The organism is Undibacterium sp. Ji42W (assembly GCF_049340405.1).
In the GTDB taxonomy this organism is placed as follows: domain Bacteria; phylum Pseudomonadota; class Gammaproteobacteria; order Burkholderiales; family Burkholderiaceae_D; genus Undibacterium.
In genome coordinates this window covers 539,045-556,853 of sequence record NZ_JBMPOV010000002.1, presented here as the reverse complement: position 1 = coordinate 556,853, position 17,809 = coordinate 539,045, and the positions used below count along the sequence as shown (strand labels likewise).

Sequence of the window (17,809 nt, the reverse complement as noted above, 5' to 3'; positions counted from 1 at the left end):
CCAGATTTTTTAGCTTTTCTTCTGTTGATATAAAAATGCAGGTCCTGGTAGTTCCCTGCCCAGATCATCGCCCACCTCAGCGCTGATCAATGTATTCAATCTCTGATTCAAGTCCAGCAGCAAATCCTTGTGCTGTTCAGGGTTCGCGGCCAGGTTGGTGATTTCATTCGGGTCGGTTTGCGTATCATAAAGCTCAAGCTGGTTGCGTGTCCTCAGATTTTGCCAGTCGCGTGGCTGGTGATGATCGGCAGGTTTGAAATAACGGGCAAATTTATAACGGCCATCATGGATGCCGCGGAACAGGGCCGGATTTTCCAGACTGGGTAAAAACTGGCCGCTTTCAAAACCGATCAAAAGCGCACTGAGCTGGTTATAAATCTTGCCGGTTTTTGCTCCCTTGCGTGAAAATTCCGGGTCTATATACAGGGGGACGCCGTAGTTGAACAAGATGCCTTTTTTATCGCGCTCTGTGATTGCGCCAGTGGTGCTGATGGCGGCACTGATATCGACACCCTTCAGATAAGGATATTTTTCTGCCACCGCGCGTGCATCTACGCCAGCCATACCAAGGATAGTGGGCACCAGGTCTATCTGTGAACCGAGCGCATTCGTCATCTTGCCACCCACCACGTCAGGGTGGCGCACGATGAAGGGCAGGCGCATGTTTTCCTTATACATGAAGGGCCCCTTCTGGCGCAGCTTGTGGGCACCGGCCATTTCTCCATGGTCTGAGGTATAGATGACAATGGTGTCCTTATCCATGCCCAGCTTTTTCAGTGCCTGCAACACCGTCAGGGCATGGCTGTCTACATCGCGCACGCAATTGAAGTAATAACTTTGATAGGCACGCCAGGCAACTTCATCATTTGGATCTATATGACCATACAGCCAGTTGCACATTTCTATGTAAGAGCTGGTGGCCCAGGGCTTGTCGCTTAATTTATCCTGGTAATAACTGTCCGGCAAAGGCAGGTCCCAGTTCTTGTCGTAAGCGCCGCCGATGGGTGGAGTGGACAAGGGTGACAGCATAGTGCGCTGCTGTCGGCTGGCTACCTGTTTATCGCCAGTGCTGACATACATGACATCATGTGGATTGACAAAATTCACGGCCAGAAACCAGGGCTGCTTGCCGCGCATACCGCGTCCCTTGCTTCCCAGCCATTGCACTGCATTGCTGGCGATCTGGCCGTCATAGCGATAACCGGTCCAGGTAGCGCCGTGCGGGTCTCCATCAAGGTTATAGTCAGAAAAACCGTAAGGCTCCAATGCATTTTCGGTACTGGGATAAGGTCCATAAACCAAGCCAGGGTCGGCACGGAGGTGGCTTAGATGCCATTTGCCCTTATAGGCCGTGTAATAACCTTGAGCCCTTAATAAATGTCCCAGGCTGGGCAAGCCATCTGCCAGTTTTGGGAAAGAGGGCGGCGCATCGACATTTGCTGTCATTAAGGTGTGCTGGGTATGCTGGCCAAAATACATGTTCGAGCGTGAAGGCGAGCAAGGTGTAGTATTCGCATGAAAATTCATCATGCCTGTGCCTTGCTCCAGCAGCATTTCATGGGTGGACAAACCCAGGCCAGGTGGCAAGTCTTGCCAATGGCGTAACTGGTCATTCACGATCAGCAGAATATTGGGCCGCCGTTGGCGCAAGCCTTCGGCTGTCATCGCTCCTGGCACCTTGGGTGTGCTGCGCGGTCTGTGCTGCCGGTCGGCCAGGTCGCCCAAGGATGCCGCCAGGCCTGTGCCTGCCATTGCGGCCAGTACTTTTCTGCGGCTGATATTACCTGACTGATTGCTTGACTGATCTGCCATATCTACCCCCTTAACCAGCTCGTGATCGGCGCGTGATACCAAGCAGTGTCCGGCACTTAAACCAATACGTCCAGTGCATTATGATCATCACGTTGATATCTTAAAGGCATGGTCTGCTGATGAACCTGAAAAAACTCAGATATGTCGTCGTATGGCAGAGCAAGGCAATTTTGCCCGTGCCGCCGACAAGCTCAATCTGAGTCAGCCAGCATTGAGCCGCAGTATTTCCAGCCTTGAAGACGAACTGGGTATGCGCCTGTTTGACCGTGACCAGGCTGTTGCCACGGCCACTGCTGCTGGCAAGCAACTGATCACGCGCGCCGGTGATTTGCTGTATGCGGCAAATCACCTCAAACAGGCAATGGCACAACTGCGCGATGGTGGATGTGGCCAGATCATTTTTGGGACCGGGCCTTTTCCTGCCGCCAGCTTTTTGCCAGCGGTGTTAACGGAATTGGCAACTACCTATCCACGCATGCGTACCGTGCTGGAAGTAAATAATAGCGACACGATGATGGAACACCCGTTGGCAGAAAAGCTGGAATTTTTCATCGCCGATACCCGCAGCCTGACACCGGACAAGCATATACAGCTCAGGCATCTTACCCGGCAAACTGGCGGCTCGTACTGCAGCTGTGAGCACCCACTGACGCTGAAAGTGAAGTTGAGCCTGCAAGACTTGCAAAGTGCCGCTTGTGCCAGCGTGTATCTGGCAGCTATTTATCTGGCAGCTATTTTCATGCCTGCCATACGTAAGGCTTTTGGCCTCGAGCCTGGCCAGGACTTGCCGCTGGTAACGACTTGCGACAATATCTATGTTCTCAAACATGTGGTCATGCACAGTGACACGATACTCTTGTGTACTCATGCAGGAGTAGCAGAAGAACTCAGTTTCGGTGACCTGGTCGAGCTCAAGGCCGATGGTTGGCAACCATGCAGGAATAAATTGGTGTGGTCAGCCTGGCAAGACGCAGCCTGTCGCCTATGGCGGAACTGGTCTTAGCCAAGGTCGCTGCGCATGTACAAAGCGCATGGTTTTGAGCGGATCAAGAAGCAGGCATGGCAAAACACCATCTTTTTTAAAGCCCGGGAATTCAGCCAGGTGCGAGCAGTGGTAAGCTAGAGCATGTATTCTATATGCAGGCGCATTTGCAATAATGTAGCAGCATTTATTTGACCATCCCCTGAGCTCAGGGACAAAACCAGGAGAATTCACATGCAAGACGTGGTAATTGTAGCTGCAGGCCGTACTGCAGTAGGTAAATTTGGTGGCTCTTTGGCAAAAACCGCTGCTTCCGACCTGGGCGCCCATGTCATCAAGGCCTTGCTGGCGAAAACCGGCCTCAGCGGTGACCTGATCAGTGAAGTCATCCTGGGTCAGGTACTGACTGCTGGCGTAGGCCAGAATGCTGCTCGCCAGGCAGTTATCAGAGCCGGTTTGCCAGACATGGTGCCGGCTTTTACCATCAACAAGGTATGCGGCAGTGGTTTGAAAGCTACTCACCTGGCAGCACAAGCCATCAAGGCGGGCGACGCTGACATCATCATCGCCGGTGGTCAGGAAAACATGAGTGCTTCGCCACATGTATTGAATGGTTCACGCGATGGCTTCCGCATGGGCGACGCCAAACTGGTCGATACCATGATTGTTGACGGCCTGTGGGATGTGTATAACCAATACCACATGGGTATCACGGCAGAAAATGTCGCCAAGAAATATGGTGTCACCCGCGAAGAGCAAGACCTGTTTGCCCTGGCATCCCAAAACAAGGCAGAAGCCGCGCAAAAAGCTGGCAAGTTCAAGGATGAAATCATCCCTTTTGAGCTCGTCAGCAAAAAAGGCACGACAGTATTTGACAGTGATGAATTCATCAAGCATGGCACCACACTGGAATCGCTGGCATCCCTGCGTCCGGCTTTCGACAAGAATGGCACGGTCACTGCCGGTAATGCATCCGGCCTCAACGATGGTGCTGCTGCTGTCATCATGATGTCAGCACAAAGAGCCGAGCAACTGGGTTTGCCAGTACTGGCCCGCATCAAGGCTTATTCTTCTGCCGGTGTTGACCCAACCATCATGGGAATGGGCCCGGTACCTGCCGCCCAGCTCTGCCTGAAAAAAGCAGGCTGGACTCATCAGGACCTGGACCTGATGGAAATCAATGAAGCCTTTGCCGCACAGGCAATCGGCGTTAATAAGGAAATGGGCTGGGACACCAGCAAGATCAATGTCAACGGTGGCGCGATTGCGATTGGCCACCCTATCGGCGCATCCGGTGCCCGCATCCTGGTCAGCCTGATCCATGAAATGATACGCCGCGATGCCAAAAAAGGCTTGGCGAGCTTGTGTATCGGTGGTGGTATGGGTGTCGCGCTGGCGATAGAGCGTTAAGTCTGATCAGCATTTGCAAGGCTGGATAGTAAAAAAACCGACAGACTGATCTGGCGGTTTTTTTATTGTTGTAAGCGATTACTTATTTTTTCAGGCATTTCTCCAGGAACTGATCTTGTTCCCACAGCAAATGCATGATGTTTTCTTTGGCAGCATAGCTATGACTTTCCTTCGGTAGTATGACCATGCGTACCGGTGCGCCCAGACCTTTCAATGCCTGGAAGTAGCGTTCAGTTTGCAGGGTAAATGTACCGGGATTATTATCGGCCTCACCATGCACCAGCAAGAGTGGCGTCTTCATTTTGTCTGCATTCATGAAGGGCGACATCTTGTTATACACTTCTGGACTTTCCCAGTAATTGCGTTGCTCACTCTGGAAACCAAATGGCGTCAGCGTGCGGTTATAGGCACCACTGCGTGCGATACCGCAGGCAAACAGTTTTGAATGCGTCAGCAGGTTTGCAGTCATGAAGGCGCCATATGAATGGCCACCGACAGCAACGCGTTTGCGGTCTATATAACCGAGAGCATCAACAGCATCAATCGCCGCTTCAGCATTATCGACCAATTGTGGGATGAAGTTATCATTCGGCTCGGTCTTGCCTTCGCCGATGATGGGGAAGGCTGCATCGTCAAGTACTGCATAGCCGCGTGCTGTCCAATAAATGAATGAGGCAGTGCTGGGAAAGGTGAACTGGTTTTCATTATGCTTGCTTTGTCCGGCAGAATTCTTGTCCTTGAATTCTGCCGGGTAAGCCCAGATCAGCAAAGGTAGTTTCTCTTTTTTATTCTTGTCGTAATTGGCAGGCAAGTAAAGGGTGCCGGATAATTCCACACCATCCTTGCGCTTGTACTTAATGACTTCTTTCGAGACATCCTTCAAGCCCATGAATGGATTCTTGAATTGCGTTACGGGTGTGAGCTGGCTACCACCCTTGATATTACGGAAGTAATAATTCGGGTATTCAGTCTTCGACTGTATCTGCACCAGCACATCGCCTTTTTTGACATCTTCTATAGAGACGATGCTTTCTATCTTGTCTGTGTAAGCCGATTGATAGAGGCGGTTCTTTTTCAGGCTGCCCAGATCCAGTTCATCGATGAAAGGGAACTGGCCTTTTTTGGTGTGACCGGCACCCAGCAAGTAGGCCTTGTTATCTTCTATCGCCAGTACACGGCGATGGTATTGGTTATACTTGGTTTCAAAACGGCCGGGATCAGAATAGATATCCTGCATATTGCGGTCAGAGATCAGGCGTGGTGCTTCTGCCGGATTGGAAGGATTAAATAGATATGCCTTGGTATTGCGTGTGTCATACCAGCCGTCACTGACAACCGCCAGATTGTCATTACCCCAGACGATGCCGTTATAACGCTGGGCGACTTTTACCAGGGAGGTAGCAGGCTTGTCGAAAGGCGCATCCCAGGAAAATACTTCATCACGGAATTCAGCCTTATTGGCCGGGTCGCCACCATCAAGTGCCTGTACATAGCTCAGGCTTGCTGCTTTGTCAGCGCGCCAGTCCAGATAACGTTTGCCAACAGCAACAGCACTAAAACCTTTGGGGATGATTTCATTCAAAGGCGATTCATCGACTACCTTGATCTGCTTGCCAGTCATATCGCTGACGATGGTTTTTGAAGGGAAGCGATCCAGGGGGACAATGTAGGAGAAAGGTTTTTGTAAAGTACTGATTTGCAGGTATTTGCCGTCTGGAGAAAAGCTGACGTCAGCAAACATATCAGCCTTCTTGAATAAACTGTTCTTGCCATTCAGGTTGACTTTATGCAACTCGGACGTTGTCAGGTGAATAAAATTACTTTCATCATTCTGATTTTTCAATAGATCGGCATAAGTGCGGTTCTGCGAAGCTGCGCCACTGGACGTGGAGATAATAGGGCCACTTGGTAAATCCTTGCTGGCATCCAGCAAGGCGGGGCGATCCTTGGGCAAGACCTTGACGAGCAGGCCCTCGCTATCGCGGTACCAGTCAAATGGTGCGCCCAGATTGGCATTCAGGTTTGCTTCTGTCAGTTTTTTCGCCGTTGCTGTTTCGATATCGACAACCCACAACTCCACACCTTTGGCCGCTGTATTGACGAAGGCAATTTTCTTTTCATTCGGCGACCACTTGACGTAACTGATCAGCGGATTTTTTGGCAGGCCTTTAACTTGCACTTCATCCTTGGCATCGACTTTTCGTAAAGTCAGGTTATTGATGTAGGTCAGTGTGCTGGAAATATTCGTCACTGGATTAATGCGCAAACCAGCCAGGCGCATTTCAGTCTGGTTCAAATCATTCAGGGTTTTATAGGTATTGCGGTAACTGAGCAGCAGCGTTTTTCTGTTGCTATCCATGCTCACCGCAGGTGCCCGCTGAAAATCTGCCAGTTCCAAGATCGCTTGAGGTGGTTTTTGATAGCTCATATTTTCTTGCGAACCAGCATTGGCACTCAGGGCAGCGAGCAGTAACAGACTCAGTTTGCTTTTCATCAATATCCTCGGTTGAATTTTTATGAATCAGCTCTGGTAATCGACCAGAGTCAGAAGCTTTATTCTAGCACCGCAATATAGTTGAAATATGCTGTTTTTATCTGCATTCATAACCAAACAGATAAAGTGAAGGGCAGGCAAGAGGCCGATATTCAGTCTCTATGAAATCAGGCGCATATTGAATGCGCGCTCAATAAACCACACCAGCGCAATGACAATGATCAGCCCTGAACCCACCTGCACAATGGCGCGCTGATACAGCCAGTGGCGGCGCAGCAGATAAGCCAGCGGTAAAAAGCCTGCAACGATAGTCAACTGCCCTATTTCCACACCCAGGTTAAAGCCAACCAGTGCCAGCATCAAGGCCGATTGCGGCAAGCCAAGATCGGCCAGTACACTAGCAAAACCAAAGCCGTGGATGAGACCAAACGTAAATGCCACCAGCCAGCGCCTGCCCTGGAAGAGCGGAAGTAGATTATTCAGCGCCGCCAAAATAACAGATGCCGCAATCGCAGACTCTACCAGCCGTGATGGCAACGCCAGTACATTCAACGCAGCCAGTGTCAGGGTAATGGAATGGGCAACAGTAAATGCCGTGACTATTTTCAAGACATCAATGGAGGCTGCTTTAAAGCTGCTGGCAGCTTCCCATTTACCCGCTTTCAGCACCAGTACGGCAGGCAGTAACAAGGACAATAAAAACAGGATGTGATCAAAACCTATCCAGATATGCCAGATACCATGAAAAATATAATCGCTGAATTGCTGCCACTTGTTGACCTCTGCCACGACAAATTCCTGGCTGGCCTGTTCTGGACTGAAGATGGCGGTCGTTGTCGCATCCTTCTTGTTCACCAGGCGCAGCAAGCCCTTATGCTGGGTATCCAGGTCAAAAAATAACTGGTACTGCACGTTGATTTTTTCAGCATTGCAGCTGCTGTCGAACATCAATACGGTATAGGCACCATCGCTATGCTGGTCTATCAATTGCTGCCCTGCAGTCAGCGGGCATGGCTTGTCACCCGCAGTGATCTTCAGTCTGGCCAGTGCATAGGCGGCGATGTCAGCATGCTTGCTGCGTACTTCGTCCCAGGTCAGCTCACCATTGCCGTCTTCATCCAGGCCTATGGCAAAATCCAGGTCACGCAAGGCAATATCCCATTGCCCATGGATGCCAGTCTGGTCGGCACGCAGAGTGAGGTAACTGTCGCTGGGCTTATGGGCATGGGCGGGCAAGTTGACTATGCTGAACAGCAGAGCCAGAATAAAACTGCGTGTAAGCAAGCGTCTGGTGATGAATGTCATGAATTGGCTCCCAGTTTAGCGAGCACAGGTTTGAGCGTCAGGTCTTGCAGTTTATTTTCCTTCAGCCATGTCAGTGCTGGCGCGGCAGCCTGGGGTTCATGTGCAGCGGCGGCTTCCAGCAAGATGCGCAAGTCTGCGGTTTCTTTTTGTATGGCCCAGTTCAGTTGCGCCAGTTTCAGGGCGATGGCCGGGTGGTTTTTCAAATGGAGTTCATAACGTGCCTGCTCGCGCTGGTGCACAGTGTCGCCGCGCAGCATGGCGGCTTCAAAACGCTGATCCAGCAAAACAATTTGTCCGGCAGCAAGCGGTGATTTTTGTGCCTGCAAGGCCAGCGCATAACGCAGCAATAATGGATCGACCCTGGTTTTTTCTTTCAAGAGTTTGACGACTTCAGCAGGTCTTTGCTGATCCAGTAAAAAGTCTGCATAAGAAGCCAGCAGATAACTGTCTGGTGACGCCAGTGTCAGGGCTGTCTGGTACCAGGCTTCTGCTGCCTTCGTGTCGCCCAGTCTGGCAGCCATTTCTGCCAGCAATGTCGTGACCCAGATTTTTGTCCCTGCATCGCTGTCTGCATTTTTCTCGTATTTTGTATAAGCACTGGCAAGCATTGCATAACTGTGAACAGCGTCGCCATTCAGGCTACCAACATTATGCAAACAGGTCAGGGTGACCAGTTCAGGTGCGAGGGGGTACAGGTGCATGCAACTGGCTTTGGCCTGGGCAAACTGGCCCTGTACTTGGAAGACCGTGGCGCGGGTCAGCCAGGCCTGGGCATTGTCCCTGTCCTGCTTCAATACACTGTTCAGGTCGAGCAAGGCTTCAGGAAATTGATGTGTGCTTTGCAGTATGGTGGCACGCAACACCAGTACGCTGATGGGTGGATTTGGCAAACTCCACCAGGGTTTCAATACTGCCTGTGCATAGCCCAGATAACGTGGGTCACCGTCATTGCGGGCAGCATTGATATAGGCTTGTGCCAGTTCGCTGGCAATTGCGGCGTCACTGGGCTTTGCTGCCAGACGTTTGCGCAATTCGGCAAAGGCACGCTGCGCCGGGTCTGTGCGCGATGGTAATTGTTCCAGCACCTGTTTGCCATTGCTCGGAATAAACGGCGTTGCTTGCGCATCAAAGGCAAGGCTGAACATGATCAACAGCACAGATAAAAAACGAGGCAGGTGCATATTTTTTTGCATCTCAAAATTCATGGGCGGGTTCAGGACATGCAGAAAATAACATGTCCTGAGCCCGCAACTTCAGTTGGCTACAATAATCTGTCTAGTTGACACTGACAGGTTCAGTTGCTTCCGGCGCTGTGACTACAGCTGCATCGATGGATTGCGGTTCTGCCGTATCTGCTGCACCGAACAGGTTCAGCACATATTGCGTGAAGGTATCGATGACCGTGGGTGTAGTCGTCCCCGTTCCGGTGCCAGTACCGGGAGTGGTGGTACTGGTTGCGGGGCTGGAACTGCCGCCACAGCCTGCCAGCATGAGCGTCAGCAATGCGCCGGCGATCAGATAAGTATGTCTAGCTTTCATGATTACTCCTTAGTATGGTGTGCAAAATGAACCTAGACGCTTAACGTTTCAGTGCGCCAGCCACAGGGGTTTTCAGGTAAGGGAAGGCATTGTCGATGAAGCTGCTGTCCAGATAAGCGCCATCAGTAAAGTCTATGCTGCCAGCCGGTGCATCAGTTGGTACACAGCCTATGCTGAGTATGCACAAACGTCCCATGACCACACGCAAGGCGATATCCACCACGTCATCACCAGGACGGCGGCCGTTAGGGAAACCAGCGCTGTCGCCACCAATAACACCAAGGCGGTTTTGCGTTGCACTGACCGGCGTTGTCGTATTCAGACGCAGCATTTCAGATGGCGTCACTACGGCTGGTTGATTGACGCCCTTGATACCGGTCAGGAAAGCTGCCACCAGATCATTACGCGGGAAGTTGGTCGGTGCCTTGACGCCAGCACTGCCAAACAAGACCTCTACCAGTGCGGGCAGGGTAGGGTTGGTCACATAGTTGATGAATTGTGCATCGCCACTAGGTTTGCTGTGGTTGAACTGATCCTTGTCCTTGAGGCCAATCACGACTTCATTCACCAGTGGCATACCCAGGCGTGATACCTGTGTCCATGCGCCGCCTTCTTTGGATGCCGCACCTGTGCTGCTTGGTGTCGGGTTGATCGCACGGCCCTGGCGCAAGCTGGCTGTCGTCCAGCCACCAATGACGGCTTCCTTGCCATTGGTCAGGCAACTGGTCGGTACTTCCATTTCTATTGCTGTGATGTTCTTCATGGCCAGGTCATCATGACCGGCTTTTTCTGCATTCGGATCAAATGCGGTGGCAGGTGCCTTGATGTTGATCAAGTCAAAAGTTTCACCCAGGTTGACCACGAAGGGGTCTTTACGCTGGCCGACAAAAACTTTACCGGGTGTTGTGCAACCAGGAATATTGACGGCAAACACATGCTTGGCTGCATAGCCGGCATAGTCAGGTATCGACTTATTACCGATATAGTCAACCGGTTTGTCAAAAGTGCTGGAACCGGTAGTTGCGTTGGTCACGGCCTGGCGTGTGCCAGTGCGGCGGTCGCCTGTCACCATGGTGACAGTATAGGTTTCACGCACATTCAAACCAGCCGGGTTGACGCCATCGATGGCACCGCCATTAATGACGAGAGGAATAGAAACTTTCTTGCCGCCAACAGTAAACTGCGCATCATTATTGGTATTGGTGAAGCGGAACTGGAAAGTCAGATGTTCTTTGCCATCGCCGACATTGTCGATATGGATTTCGTACAGCGCATCCGGGTCCATGGAGAAATAGTTCGGGCCACCGTAGGCATCTTGCAGTGGGGAATAATTGGCGATCAGGGTAGTAAAGGCTGCACGGTTGGCTTCATAGCTGCGGAACATGTAAAAGTCAGCAGCATCGACTTTGGGGTGGCGGGTAATAAACGGTGCTTCGCGGTGGCTGGAAGCCTGTGCTGGCAGCGAGGCGATGCCACTGAGGCTGCCTGCGGTGACCAGGGCGAGCAGGATTTTTTGATTGAACCTGGATGTTACTTGTCTCATGACCAACTCCCTAATTTAAAATAAGTGAAGTAAAAATGACCGTCGTTATTGTCAAAAAATGCAACGGGTATTCTTGATACGCTGGCCTTCTGATTTTGGATGCAAGTTTTTTAAAGAAATTACACAATTTGTTTTTGAAAGATTTTTGACCAGACACTTATTTGGACAACCTAAATTAGACTTCAGCAAAAAATTTGCACATTTTGTAAACATCGCTATACTTAATGCTCTTCCTCTTGGCGCTGCTGCTAGAGGTACAAATGCCCCGAATCGCCGGAGGCGCACCTGTACTTCAAATTTTGGTAGCAGCTATGACTTCTGAATCCCGTATTTCTCGTCCCCGTATGTCCATTTCCCGTTTGCAATCTGCTTTGCAAAGACAGGGCATCCATGTTGAACATGCCAATGGCATCTTCCAGCTTCGTCATGACCATGCTCAGGCGACGGTCTTGTTGCCTGACACTCTTCCGCTGGAAGAAAAAGCAGTAAAGCAATTAATGGCGTTTGCTGCCGTCAAATCAGCCGATGGCCATCAAGCAGTCTGCAAGGCTTGCGCCACGCCTGACTTTCATCCCGGGAGTATTGCACCGGTAGGTTCCATCGTTGCCACCGATGCTGGCTTTGTGATTCCGGCGGCGATAGGCACCGACATCAATTGCGGCATGCGCTTGTTGACCACGGGTTTTAATTTGTCCCAGGCCAATCAGCACAAGCCTGCATTGATACGTCAGTTGCAACGCGTCTTGCTGGAAAATGGCCGGGATGTGCCTGCCCATGCCAAGGCCTTTGCCGCACTCAGTGATGTGGGCCCATCGGCTTTTCTGGACAGCTTGCCGGACAGCGGTATCTGGGCTACAGCCGACCGCGACCGTCTGCAACAAGAGCTTGCTGCCTGCATAGGTTTGCAGGAATTTGGTGGAGCCAGCCGCTATGCGCCGCAAGCCTGGTTCAATCGCGATGGCATCGTGCGCGACCCCAGCCTGGGTACGCCGGGCGGTGGTAATCACTTTGTCGAGTTGCAGATCGTCGATGCCGTTTTTGACCGCCACCTCGCTTATCGCGCCGGCCTGGCCAAGGACGATATCGTCGTCATGATACATAGCGGCTCACGTGACGTTGGTTTCTACGTAGGCCAGCGCTGGATGGACAGGGCCAGGGCAGAATGGCCTGCCAGTATCAAACATCCTGAAACTGCCTTGTATGGACTCAGTGGTGACCTGGCGGAGGAATACCTGCAAGCCATGGGGGTGGCAGCCCGCTATGCCTGGGCCAACCGCATGGTGCTGGCAGAACTGGTCAGGCAGCAATTGCAAGCGGTATTGGGTGATGCTAAATCTTCCCTGGTTGTCGATGTACCGCACAATGTCATCTTGCGTGAGCATGGCATGAACATGCACAGGAAGGGCGCTACCCCGGCAAGGAATGGTGACCTGGCCCTGATCCCCGGTTCCATGGGTGATGCCAGTTATCTGGTAGAAGGACTGGGCAATCCAGACTGGTTATGGTCATGCAGCCATGGTGCGGGTCGTCGTGTGCGCAGGCAGGATGTGCGACGCCTGCGTCATGACAATGCCGATGCCAGCTGGCAATGTGTGACCCTGCGCGAAGAACGCAAGGTAGAAGAAGCGCCGCAAGCCTATAAACCCATAGGCCCGGTCATAGAAGCGCAAGAAACAGCGGGCCTGATCAAGGCAGCAGTCAGGCTCAAGCCCTGGGTGACATTCAAGGCATAAATGTAATCTGCCATAAAAAATCCCCGCGCAATGTCTAATTGAACGGGGAATTTTTTATACAGCAAAAAACTTAGTGAATGCCGTGCATTTTTCTTGCCATCCATTTATCCAGCAACATCAGGACGCCACCAGCCGTGATAGGGATAATCGTGAATATCAGGAAGAACACTGACAATGAATATTCTTTCGAGATTGCTCCGATGTAACTACCACTGTAACCAGCCAGTGTATTGGCAATGGCGGTATTCAGAAACCAGACGCCAAACATCAGACCCAGCAAACGCGGTGGAGCCAGTTTACTGATGTATGACAGACCAACCGGGGAAATGCACAGCTCGCCCATGGTATGGAAAAAGTAAGCAGCGATCAGGAAAATCATGCTGACGCCTGCGGTTTTTGCACCTGCGGGGATGCTCGCAGCACCGTAGGACAGCGCAGCAAAACCCAGACCCAGCAAGATCAGTCCAACGCCGAACTTGATAGGGCCGCTAGGGTTCCAGTGTTTTTCCCACATCTTGGAAAACATCGGTGCCAGGATCACCAGGAAGAAAGAATTCAATACACCAAACCAACTGGCGGGAACATCAGACTGCTCAAGCGAAAATTCACGTCGCAACATCCAGATCACCAGGACCCAGATTGCGCCTATACAGGTGATCAGCAACGCATTCGACAGCAGGTAGCGTTTGGCCGTGCCAGCGAATAATTTGATCAACAGCCATGACAGAATGACGGTGGGGATAACAGTCATCAGACTATTGATGATCTTGAACACCATGCCACTGGTACCGACCAGGGTACGGTCAGTAAATTTATCCGCAAAAATTGTCATGGAACCACCCGCCTGTTCAAATGCGAACCAGAAAAAGATGGTAAAGAAAGAAAATACACAAATCGCCAGCAAACGGTCGGCTACGATATGTGGCTCTGCTTCTTCAGCAGCAACCACTTCGTCGCTTTGCTGTGACTTGGCCAGACCTATTTCACCAAAAATGCCCTGGCCAAAATAAAATTGTATTGCACCCAATAACATGAAAGCACCGGCCAGGCCAAAGCCCATAGGCCATGAGATCTTTTCACCAATATAACCGCACAGCAAAATACCGAAGAAAGCGCCAGAGTTGACACCCATGTAGAACAGGGTATAGCCGCCGTCACGGCCAGCTTCATTTTCTTTGGTGTACAACTGGCCTACGATGGCTGAGATATTTGGTTTAAACAAACCTGTACCGGCAACTACCAGGCCCAGGCCTATGTAGAAAGTGGTTGGAGTATCAAACAGCAAACATGCATGACCAGCTGCGATGATGAAACCTCCAAGTACAACAGAGCGTCTGCTGCCCAGTATCTTGTCGGCAATATAGCCACCCAGGATAGGGGTTAGATATACCAGGCCCGTATACCAGCCATATAAGGAAAGAGCTTCTTCGTCACTCCATCCCCAACCGCCATCAACCAGCTTGCTGGTCAGGAACAGTACGATCAAGGCGCGCATGCCGTAATAAGAAAACCGTTCCCACATCTCTGTAAAGAACAGGACGAACAAGCTATCCGGGTGTCCCAGAATAGTGTGCGCACCTGGCGTTTGAATTTGGTTCAAAGTGCTCTCCAATAATTATTTTGTATAAAAGTCGCAGCTGGCCGCAAAATTTTTTTCAATGCGTACCTTGAAAATGATGTGAATTGAGTCAATTCGGCGCGTAGCTTACCACGACAAAAACCTCATATAAAAAGACATATGCTGCATTGCAGCAAAAGCTGCTGTGTCTATTTCCCGTGAGTGCTTAACAGGCACTTTAGTGCAGTTGCAGATATTTCACCTATGAAGCAGGCGCTTTTTTAACAAAATAAGTAATAAAAAAGCAAATTTTCTGTGCAGGTGCAATAGTTAAATACTGTTAATCCAAATATATTTGATGATATTATTTTGTCGAATTAGTAATTTACAAAAAAGCATGAGCCAGCTACGGAAGACAAAATCTGTGAAGTTGCTGGCAGACGGGATTTGTTCAGGTTTAAAAAACCGGCATTTGATCTGGGGGCGAATGTTACGGGGTTGTTCTGTTTCCCCATCACTCAATAAATCAGGAGAATTCGATGTTCAAATCAACAACGAAAAAATTAATTGCACTTGCATTGGCAATTGGCTGCAGCGCTGCGTTTGCTTACCCTCCTCCGTTCTATTTCTGCAATAAAGAATGCATACAGCAAGCCCCGCGTGGCTCTGCTGAATACAATGAATGCATGGCAGATTGCCTGGCTGGTTATCCAGATTAATTTGCGATAAAAAGCGGTGGCAATAAGTGCCGCCCGCTGATACTGCTGAGATGGTGATCAGCTTTTCAAGCCGTTCACCATCTCTTGCAAAAATCTTTTTAACTGGTTGTTGAGGGATGCAGCATGAAAGTAGCGAAGACGATATTGACCTATGCAGTAATCATCGCCATGGGCCTGCTCATCGGATATGTAGTGCCACGCCTGCCCATGTTGCTGAAACCTGCGTATCAAGAGGCGGATTATTCAGCCCACTTTCAAAATACCAACAGCAAAGTTCTCATGTACGGCACTGCCAGTTGCAGCTTCTGCAAAAAGACGCGGGCCTATTTTGATAAAAACAAAGTGACATTCACGGACCTGGATGTAGAAAAATCCCCTGCTGCGGCAGCCAGGCATGCAGAGCTCGGTGGCGAAGGTGTGCCCGTCATCATCATCGGCAAGCGCATGATACGGGGTTACCAGCCCGAAGTATTTGCAGAGGCTTTGCAGGCCATGGAAAAGACGCAGACTGCTGCAAAGTGATGCAATTCAAAACTTAAGCTGGCTGTAAGCAAAAAAATGGACATCAAACAGGGGTTTGATGTCCATTTGAATTTCCCGCAACGCGTGCGAAGCGTTTAGCTGACCTTGAACACCAGCAATGCCTGCCATAATTTCTGCGCTTCTTCTTTCAGCGAAGCAGCTGCTGCCGCAGACTCTTCTACCAGTGCTGCATTCTGCTGAGTAGTCTGGTCCATCAAGCCTATCTCATTGGTGATCTGCGCAATGCCGTGACTTTGCTCGGCAGACGCACTGGAGATTTCATTGAGTATGGTTGACAAACCTTCTACCGATGCCAGTATCTCGGTCATGGTTTTACCTGCATGGCCCACCACTTCCGAGCCCACATCCACTTTGGCGATCGAGGTTTCTATCAATGACTTGATTTCTTTCGAAGCCACGGCGCTGCGCTGTGCGAGGTTGCGCACTTCTGAAGCCACCACGGCAAAGCCTCGCCCTTGCTCCCCTGCCCTGGCTGCTTCGACGGCAGCATTCAGTGCCAGGATATTGGTCTGGAAAGCGATGCCTTCTATGGCAGCAATGATGTCAAACATCTTCTTGGATTCTGCCGAGATGTCTGCCATGGTATTGACCACCTTGTCCACCTGGGTGCTGCCGCGGTGTGCTGTTTGTGCGGCAGAGACTGCGAGTTGCCGCGCTTGCTCGGCATTGCCGGCATTTTGCTTGACGGTCTGGTTCAGGCTTTCCACACTGTTGGCAGTTTGCGCGAGGGATGAAGCCTGGTTCTCTGTCCTTTCAGACAGGTCAATATTACCCATGGCAATCTCGCCAGACGCATTCGAGACAAATTCGCTGCTGTCACGTATATGCGTGACCATGCCAGTCAATTGCTGCTGCATGCCTTGCAGGGCATACAACATGCTGTTGCGGTCACCGGGTTTGAGTACTACCACTGTAGTCAGGTCACCCTCTGCCACACTCCTGGCTATATTCACGGCGACATCCGGCTCGCCGCCGAGCGGCGCGATCACCAGCTTGTTAATAACAAAGCTCAGTATCGCTGACACCACCAGCACACTGAAGATACCGATCAGGATGGCGGTATTGCGCAGGTATTGCACATCGGCCAAAATTTTGTTTTCTGGCACGCTGATGACAAATGACCATGGCGTTGTAGTGGCACCGATCTGTACAGGCACGTAAATACGTTTTACCGTGGTCTGCATTTCACTGTGTTCCAGCGTATCACTATAAGTCTGGCCGGCCTTGATCGCTGCCTTGGCTGCTTTTGCAGCAGCACTATCACCGATGTTCTGCCCTACGTTTTTTGCATCAACATCGCCGATATAGATACCGCTGTTAGAAATCAGGCTAGCATAACCAGTTTCATAAGGGTGGATTTTGCTGACATCCTCCTGGAAGCTGGCGACTGGCAAATCCACTGTGACCGCGCCTACCACCTGGCCCTTGGCCTTGACCGGGACGGTGACCGTAGTCATGAACACATCCTTGCCAGCGATCTTGTACATATATGGCTCAAGCAAGACTTCATTGCCACTTTTTTTGGACAGCAGGTAATAGTCTCCCGCGCCTTCTTTTTCATAATCAGTCAATGCTTCGACCTGGGTCTTGCCGCTGCCACGGTTCCAGTAAGGCAGGTAGCGGCCAGTGGCATCATGACCTTCCTTGCCAGCGTATTCGCTGTCCTTGCCATCAAAGGCATTGGCTTCCCATATCGTGCCTACACCAGTAAATTCTGGATGACCTTCCAGTACGCTTTTCAGTAACAGGTCGGCACTGGCGCGGTCTGCCTTGCCACTGGCTTGCATGGCCGCCAGTTCAAACGCCAGGCTGCGTGCGGCATGCAGGGCCAGGTTGATGCGTTCTGCCACCTTGCCTGCATTATTGATGGCCAGTTGCTTCGCGTATTGCTGAGCGGATTCCTGCTGCATGCTGCCAGCCTGTTTCGTCAGCAGGCTGATGGTGACGGCAAAACCAGCCAGCACCATGGCCAGCACAGCGAAGAGCATTTTTGCCCGCAAACCAAAGCGGGCCGGGGATGTCGTTAATGTCATGATTCTTAGCCTTGCGTGTATTTTCGGCGCAGAAATGTCTGCAATGTTGTGAATGATATGACGGATTAAGGCATTCTTGCCGCAGTGAATAAATTACAGAGTGTAAGCGTGATTATTTGCAACGATTTTGCTTGCCTT

12 protein-coding genes are annotated in these 17,809 nt (G+C 51.0%); 4 read left to right on the top strand and 8 right to left on the bottom strand.

From position 1 onward, the window contains the following. Positions 1-9: 9 nt before the first annotated feature. Positions 10-1,812: a sulfatase-like hydrolase/transferase gene (locus ACO0LG_RS05790; protein WP_423024213.1), complete on the bottom strand. Its 1,803-nt coding sequence runs from the start codon at positions 1,810-1,812 to the stop codon at positions 10-12. Positions 1,813-1,885: 73 nt separating this feature from the next. On the opposite strand from ACO0LG_RS05790, the gene ACO0LG_RS05785 reads away from it, so the two are divergent. After that, the gene (locus tag ACO0LG_RS05785; protein WP_423024211.1) at positions 1,886-2,815 is read left to right on the top strand and encodes a LysR family transcriptional regulator; all 930 of its coding nucleotides are present in this window, start codon (positions 1,886-1,888) and stop codon (positions 2,813-2,815) included. Positions 2,816-3,028: 213 nt separating this feature from the next. Further along, positions 3,029-4,204 carry an acetyl-CoA C-acetyltransferase gene (locus ACO0LG_RS05780; protein ID WP_423024209.1) on the top strand — a complete coding sequence of 392 codons (1,176 nt, stop codon included), beginning with the start codon at positions 3,029-3,031 and terminating at the stop codon, positions 4,202-4,204. 82 nt (positions 4,205-4,286) lie between these two features. On the opposite strand, the gene ACO0LG_RS05775 is transcribed toward ACO0LG_RS05780, so the two are convergent. The 5 genes from ACO0LG_RS05775 to ACO0LG_RS05755 all read right to left on the bottom strand — a co-directional run bounded on the left by ACO0LG_RS05775 (position 4,287) and on the right by ACO0LG_RS05755 (position 11,085). Then, positions 4,287-6,698 (bottom strand): prolyl oligopeptidase family serine peptidase, encoded by a 2,412-nt coding sequence (locus tag ACO0LG_RS05775; protein ID WP_423024207.1) that lies wholly within the window; start codon positions 6,696-6,698, stop codon positions 4,287-4,289. Positions 6,699-6,857: 159 nt separating this feature from the next. Next, positions 6,858-8,003 carry a HupE/UreJ family protein gene (locus ACO0LG_RS05770; RefSeq protein ID WP_423024205.1) on the bottom strand — a complete coding sequence of 382 codons (1,146 nt, stop codon included), beginning with the start codon at positions 8,001-8,003 and terminating at the stop codon, positions 6,858-6,860. Beyond that, entirely contained in the window at positions 8,000-9,184 is a 1,185-nt protein-coding gene (locus ACO0LG_RS05765) for a tetratricopeptide repeat protein (protein WP_423024203.1), read from the bottom strand. Before ACO0LG_RS05765 ends, ACO0LG_RS05770 begins: the two co-directional genes overlap by 4 nt. Before the next feature lie 94 nt (positions 9,185-9,278). Further along, a complete protein-coding gene (locus ACO0LG_RS05760) occupies positions 9,279-9,542 on the bottom strand; it encodes a hypothetical protein (RefSeq protein ID WP_423024201.1) in 264 nt (87 codons plus the stop codon). 40 nt (positions 9,543-9,582) lie between these two features. Beyond that, positions 9,583-11,085 carry a DUF4331 domain-containing protein gene (locus ACO0LG_RS05755; RefSeq protein ID WP_423024199.1) on the bottom strand — a complete coding sequence of 501 codons (1,503 nt, stop codon included), beginning with the start codon at positions 11,083-11,085 and terminating at the stop codon, positions 9,583-9,585. 311 nt (positions 11,086-11,396) lie between these two features. On the opposite strand from ACO0LG_RS05755, the gene ACO0LG_RS05750 reads away from it, so the two are divergent. Beyond that, positions 11,397-12,818, top strand: coding sequence for an RtcB family protein (locus ACO0LG_RS05750; RefSeq protein WP_423024197.1), 1,422 nt, complete (start codon positions 11,397-11,399; stop codon positions 12,816-12,818). A 70-nt stretch (positions 12,819-12,888) separates the two neighbouring features. Here the strand turns inward: ACO0LG_RS05750 and ACO0LG_RS05745 are convergent, their stop codons facing one another. After that, positions 12,889-14,418 (bottom strand): peptide MFS transporter, encoded by a 1,530-nt coding sequence (locus ACO0LG_RS05745; protein WP_423024195.1) that lies wholly within the window; start codon positions 14,416-14,418, stop codon positions 12,889-12,891. A gap of 800 nt (positions 14,419-15,218) precedes the next feature. Between ACO0LG_RS05745 and ACO0LG_RS05740 the strand changes: the two genes are divergently transcribed. Next, complete coding sequence (locus ACO0LG_RS05740; RefSeq protein WP_423024192.1) at positions 15,219-15,617, top strand: glutaredoxin family protein; 399 nt, start codon at positions 15,219-15,221, stop codon at positions 15,615-15,617. Positions 15,618-15,712: 95 nt separating this feature from the next. Here ACO0LG_RS05740 and ACO0LG_RS05735 read toward each other — a convergent pair whose 3' ends face one another. Further along, the gene (locus ACO0LG_RS05735; protein WP_423024190.1) at positions 15,713-17,671 is read right to left on the bottom strand and encodes a methyl-accepting chemotaxis protein; all 1,959 of its coding nucleotides are present in this window, start codon (positions 17,669-17,671) and stop codon (positions 15,713-15,715) included. Positions 17,672-17,809 lie beyond the last annotated feature (138 nt).

Excerpts from the sequence above, each read along its gene's own strand:
- ACO0LG_RS05790 (WP_423024213.1), bottom strand. The coding sequence starts at position 1,812 with ATGGCAGATCAGTCAAGCAATCAGTCAGGTAATATCAGCCGCAGAAAA.
- ACO0LG_RS05780 (WP_423024209.1), top strand. The coding sequence starts at position 3,029 with ATGCAAGACGTGGTAATTGTAGCTGCAGGCCGTACTGCAGTAGGTAAA.
- ACO0LG_RS05775 (WP_423024207.1), bottom strand. The coding sequence starts at position 6,698 with ATGAAAAGCAAACTGAGTCTGTTACTGCTCGCTGCCCTGAGTGCCAAT.
- ACO0LG_RS05770 (WP_423024205.1), bottom strand. The coding sequence starts at position 8,003 with ATGACATTCATCACCAGACGCTTGCTTACACGCAGTTTTATTCTGGCT.
- ACO0LG_RS05765 (WP_423024203.1), bottom strand. The coding sequence starts at position 9,184 with ATGCACCTGCCTCGTTTTTTATCTGTGCTGTTGATCATGTTCAGCCTT.
- ACO0LG_RS05760 (WP_423024201.1), bottom strand. The coding sequence starts at position 9,542 with ATGAAAGCTAGACATACTTATCTGATCGCCGGCGCATTGCTGACGCTC.
- ACO0LG_RS05755 (WP_423024199.1), bottom strand. The coding sequence starts at position 11,085 with ATGAGACAAGTAACATCCAGGTTCAATCAAAAAATCCTGCTCGCCCTG.
- ACO0LG_RS05750 (WP_423024197.1), top strand. The coding sequence starts at position 11,397 with ATGACTTCTGAATCCCGTATTTCTCGTCCCCGTATGTCCATTTCCCGT.
- ACO0LG_RS05740 (WP_423024192.1), top strand. The coding sequence starts at position 15,219 with ATGAAAGTAGCGAAGACGATATTGACCTATGCAGTAATCATCGCCATG.
- ACO0LG_RS05735 (WP_423024190.1), bottom strand. The coding sequence starts at position 17,671 with ATGACATTAACGACATCCCCGGCCCGCTTTGGTTTGCGGGCAAAAATG.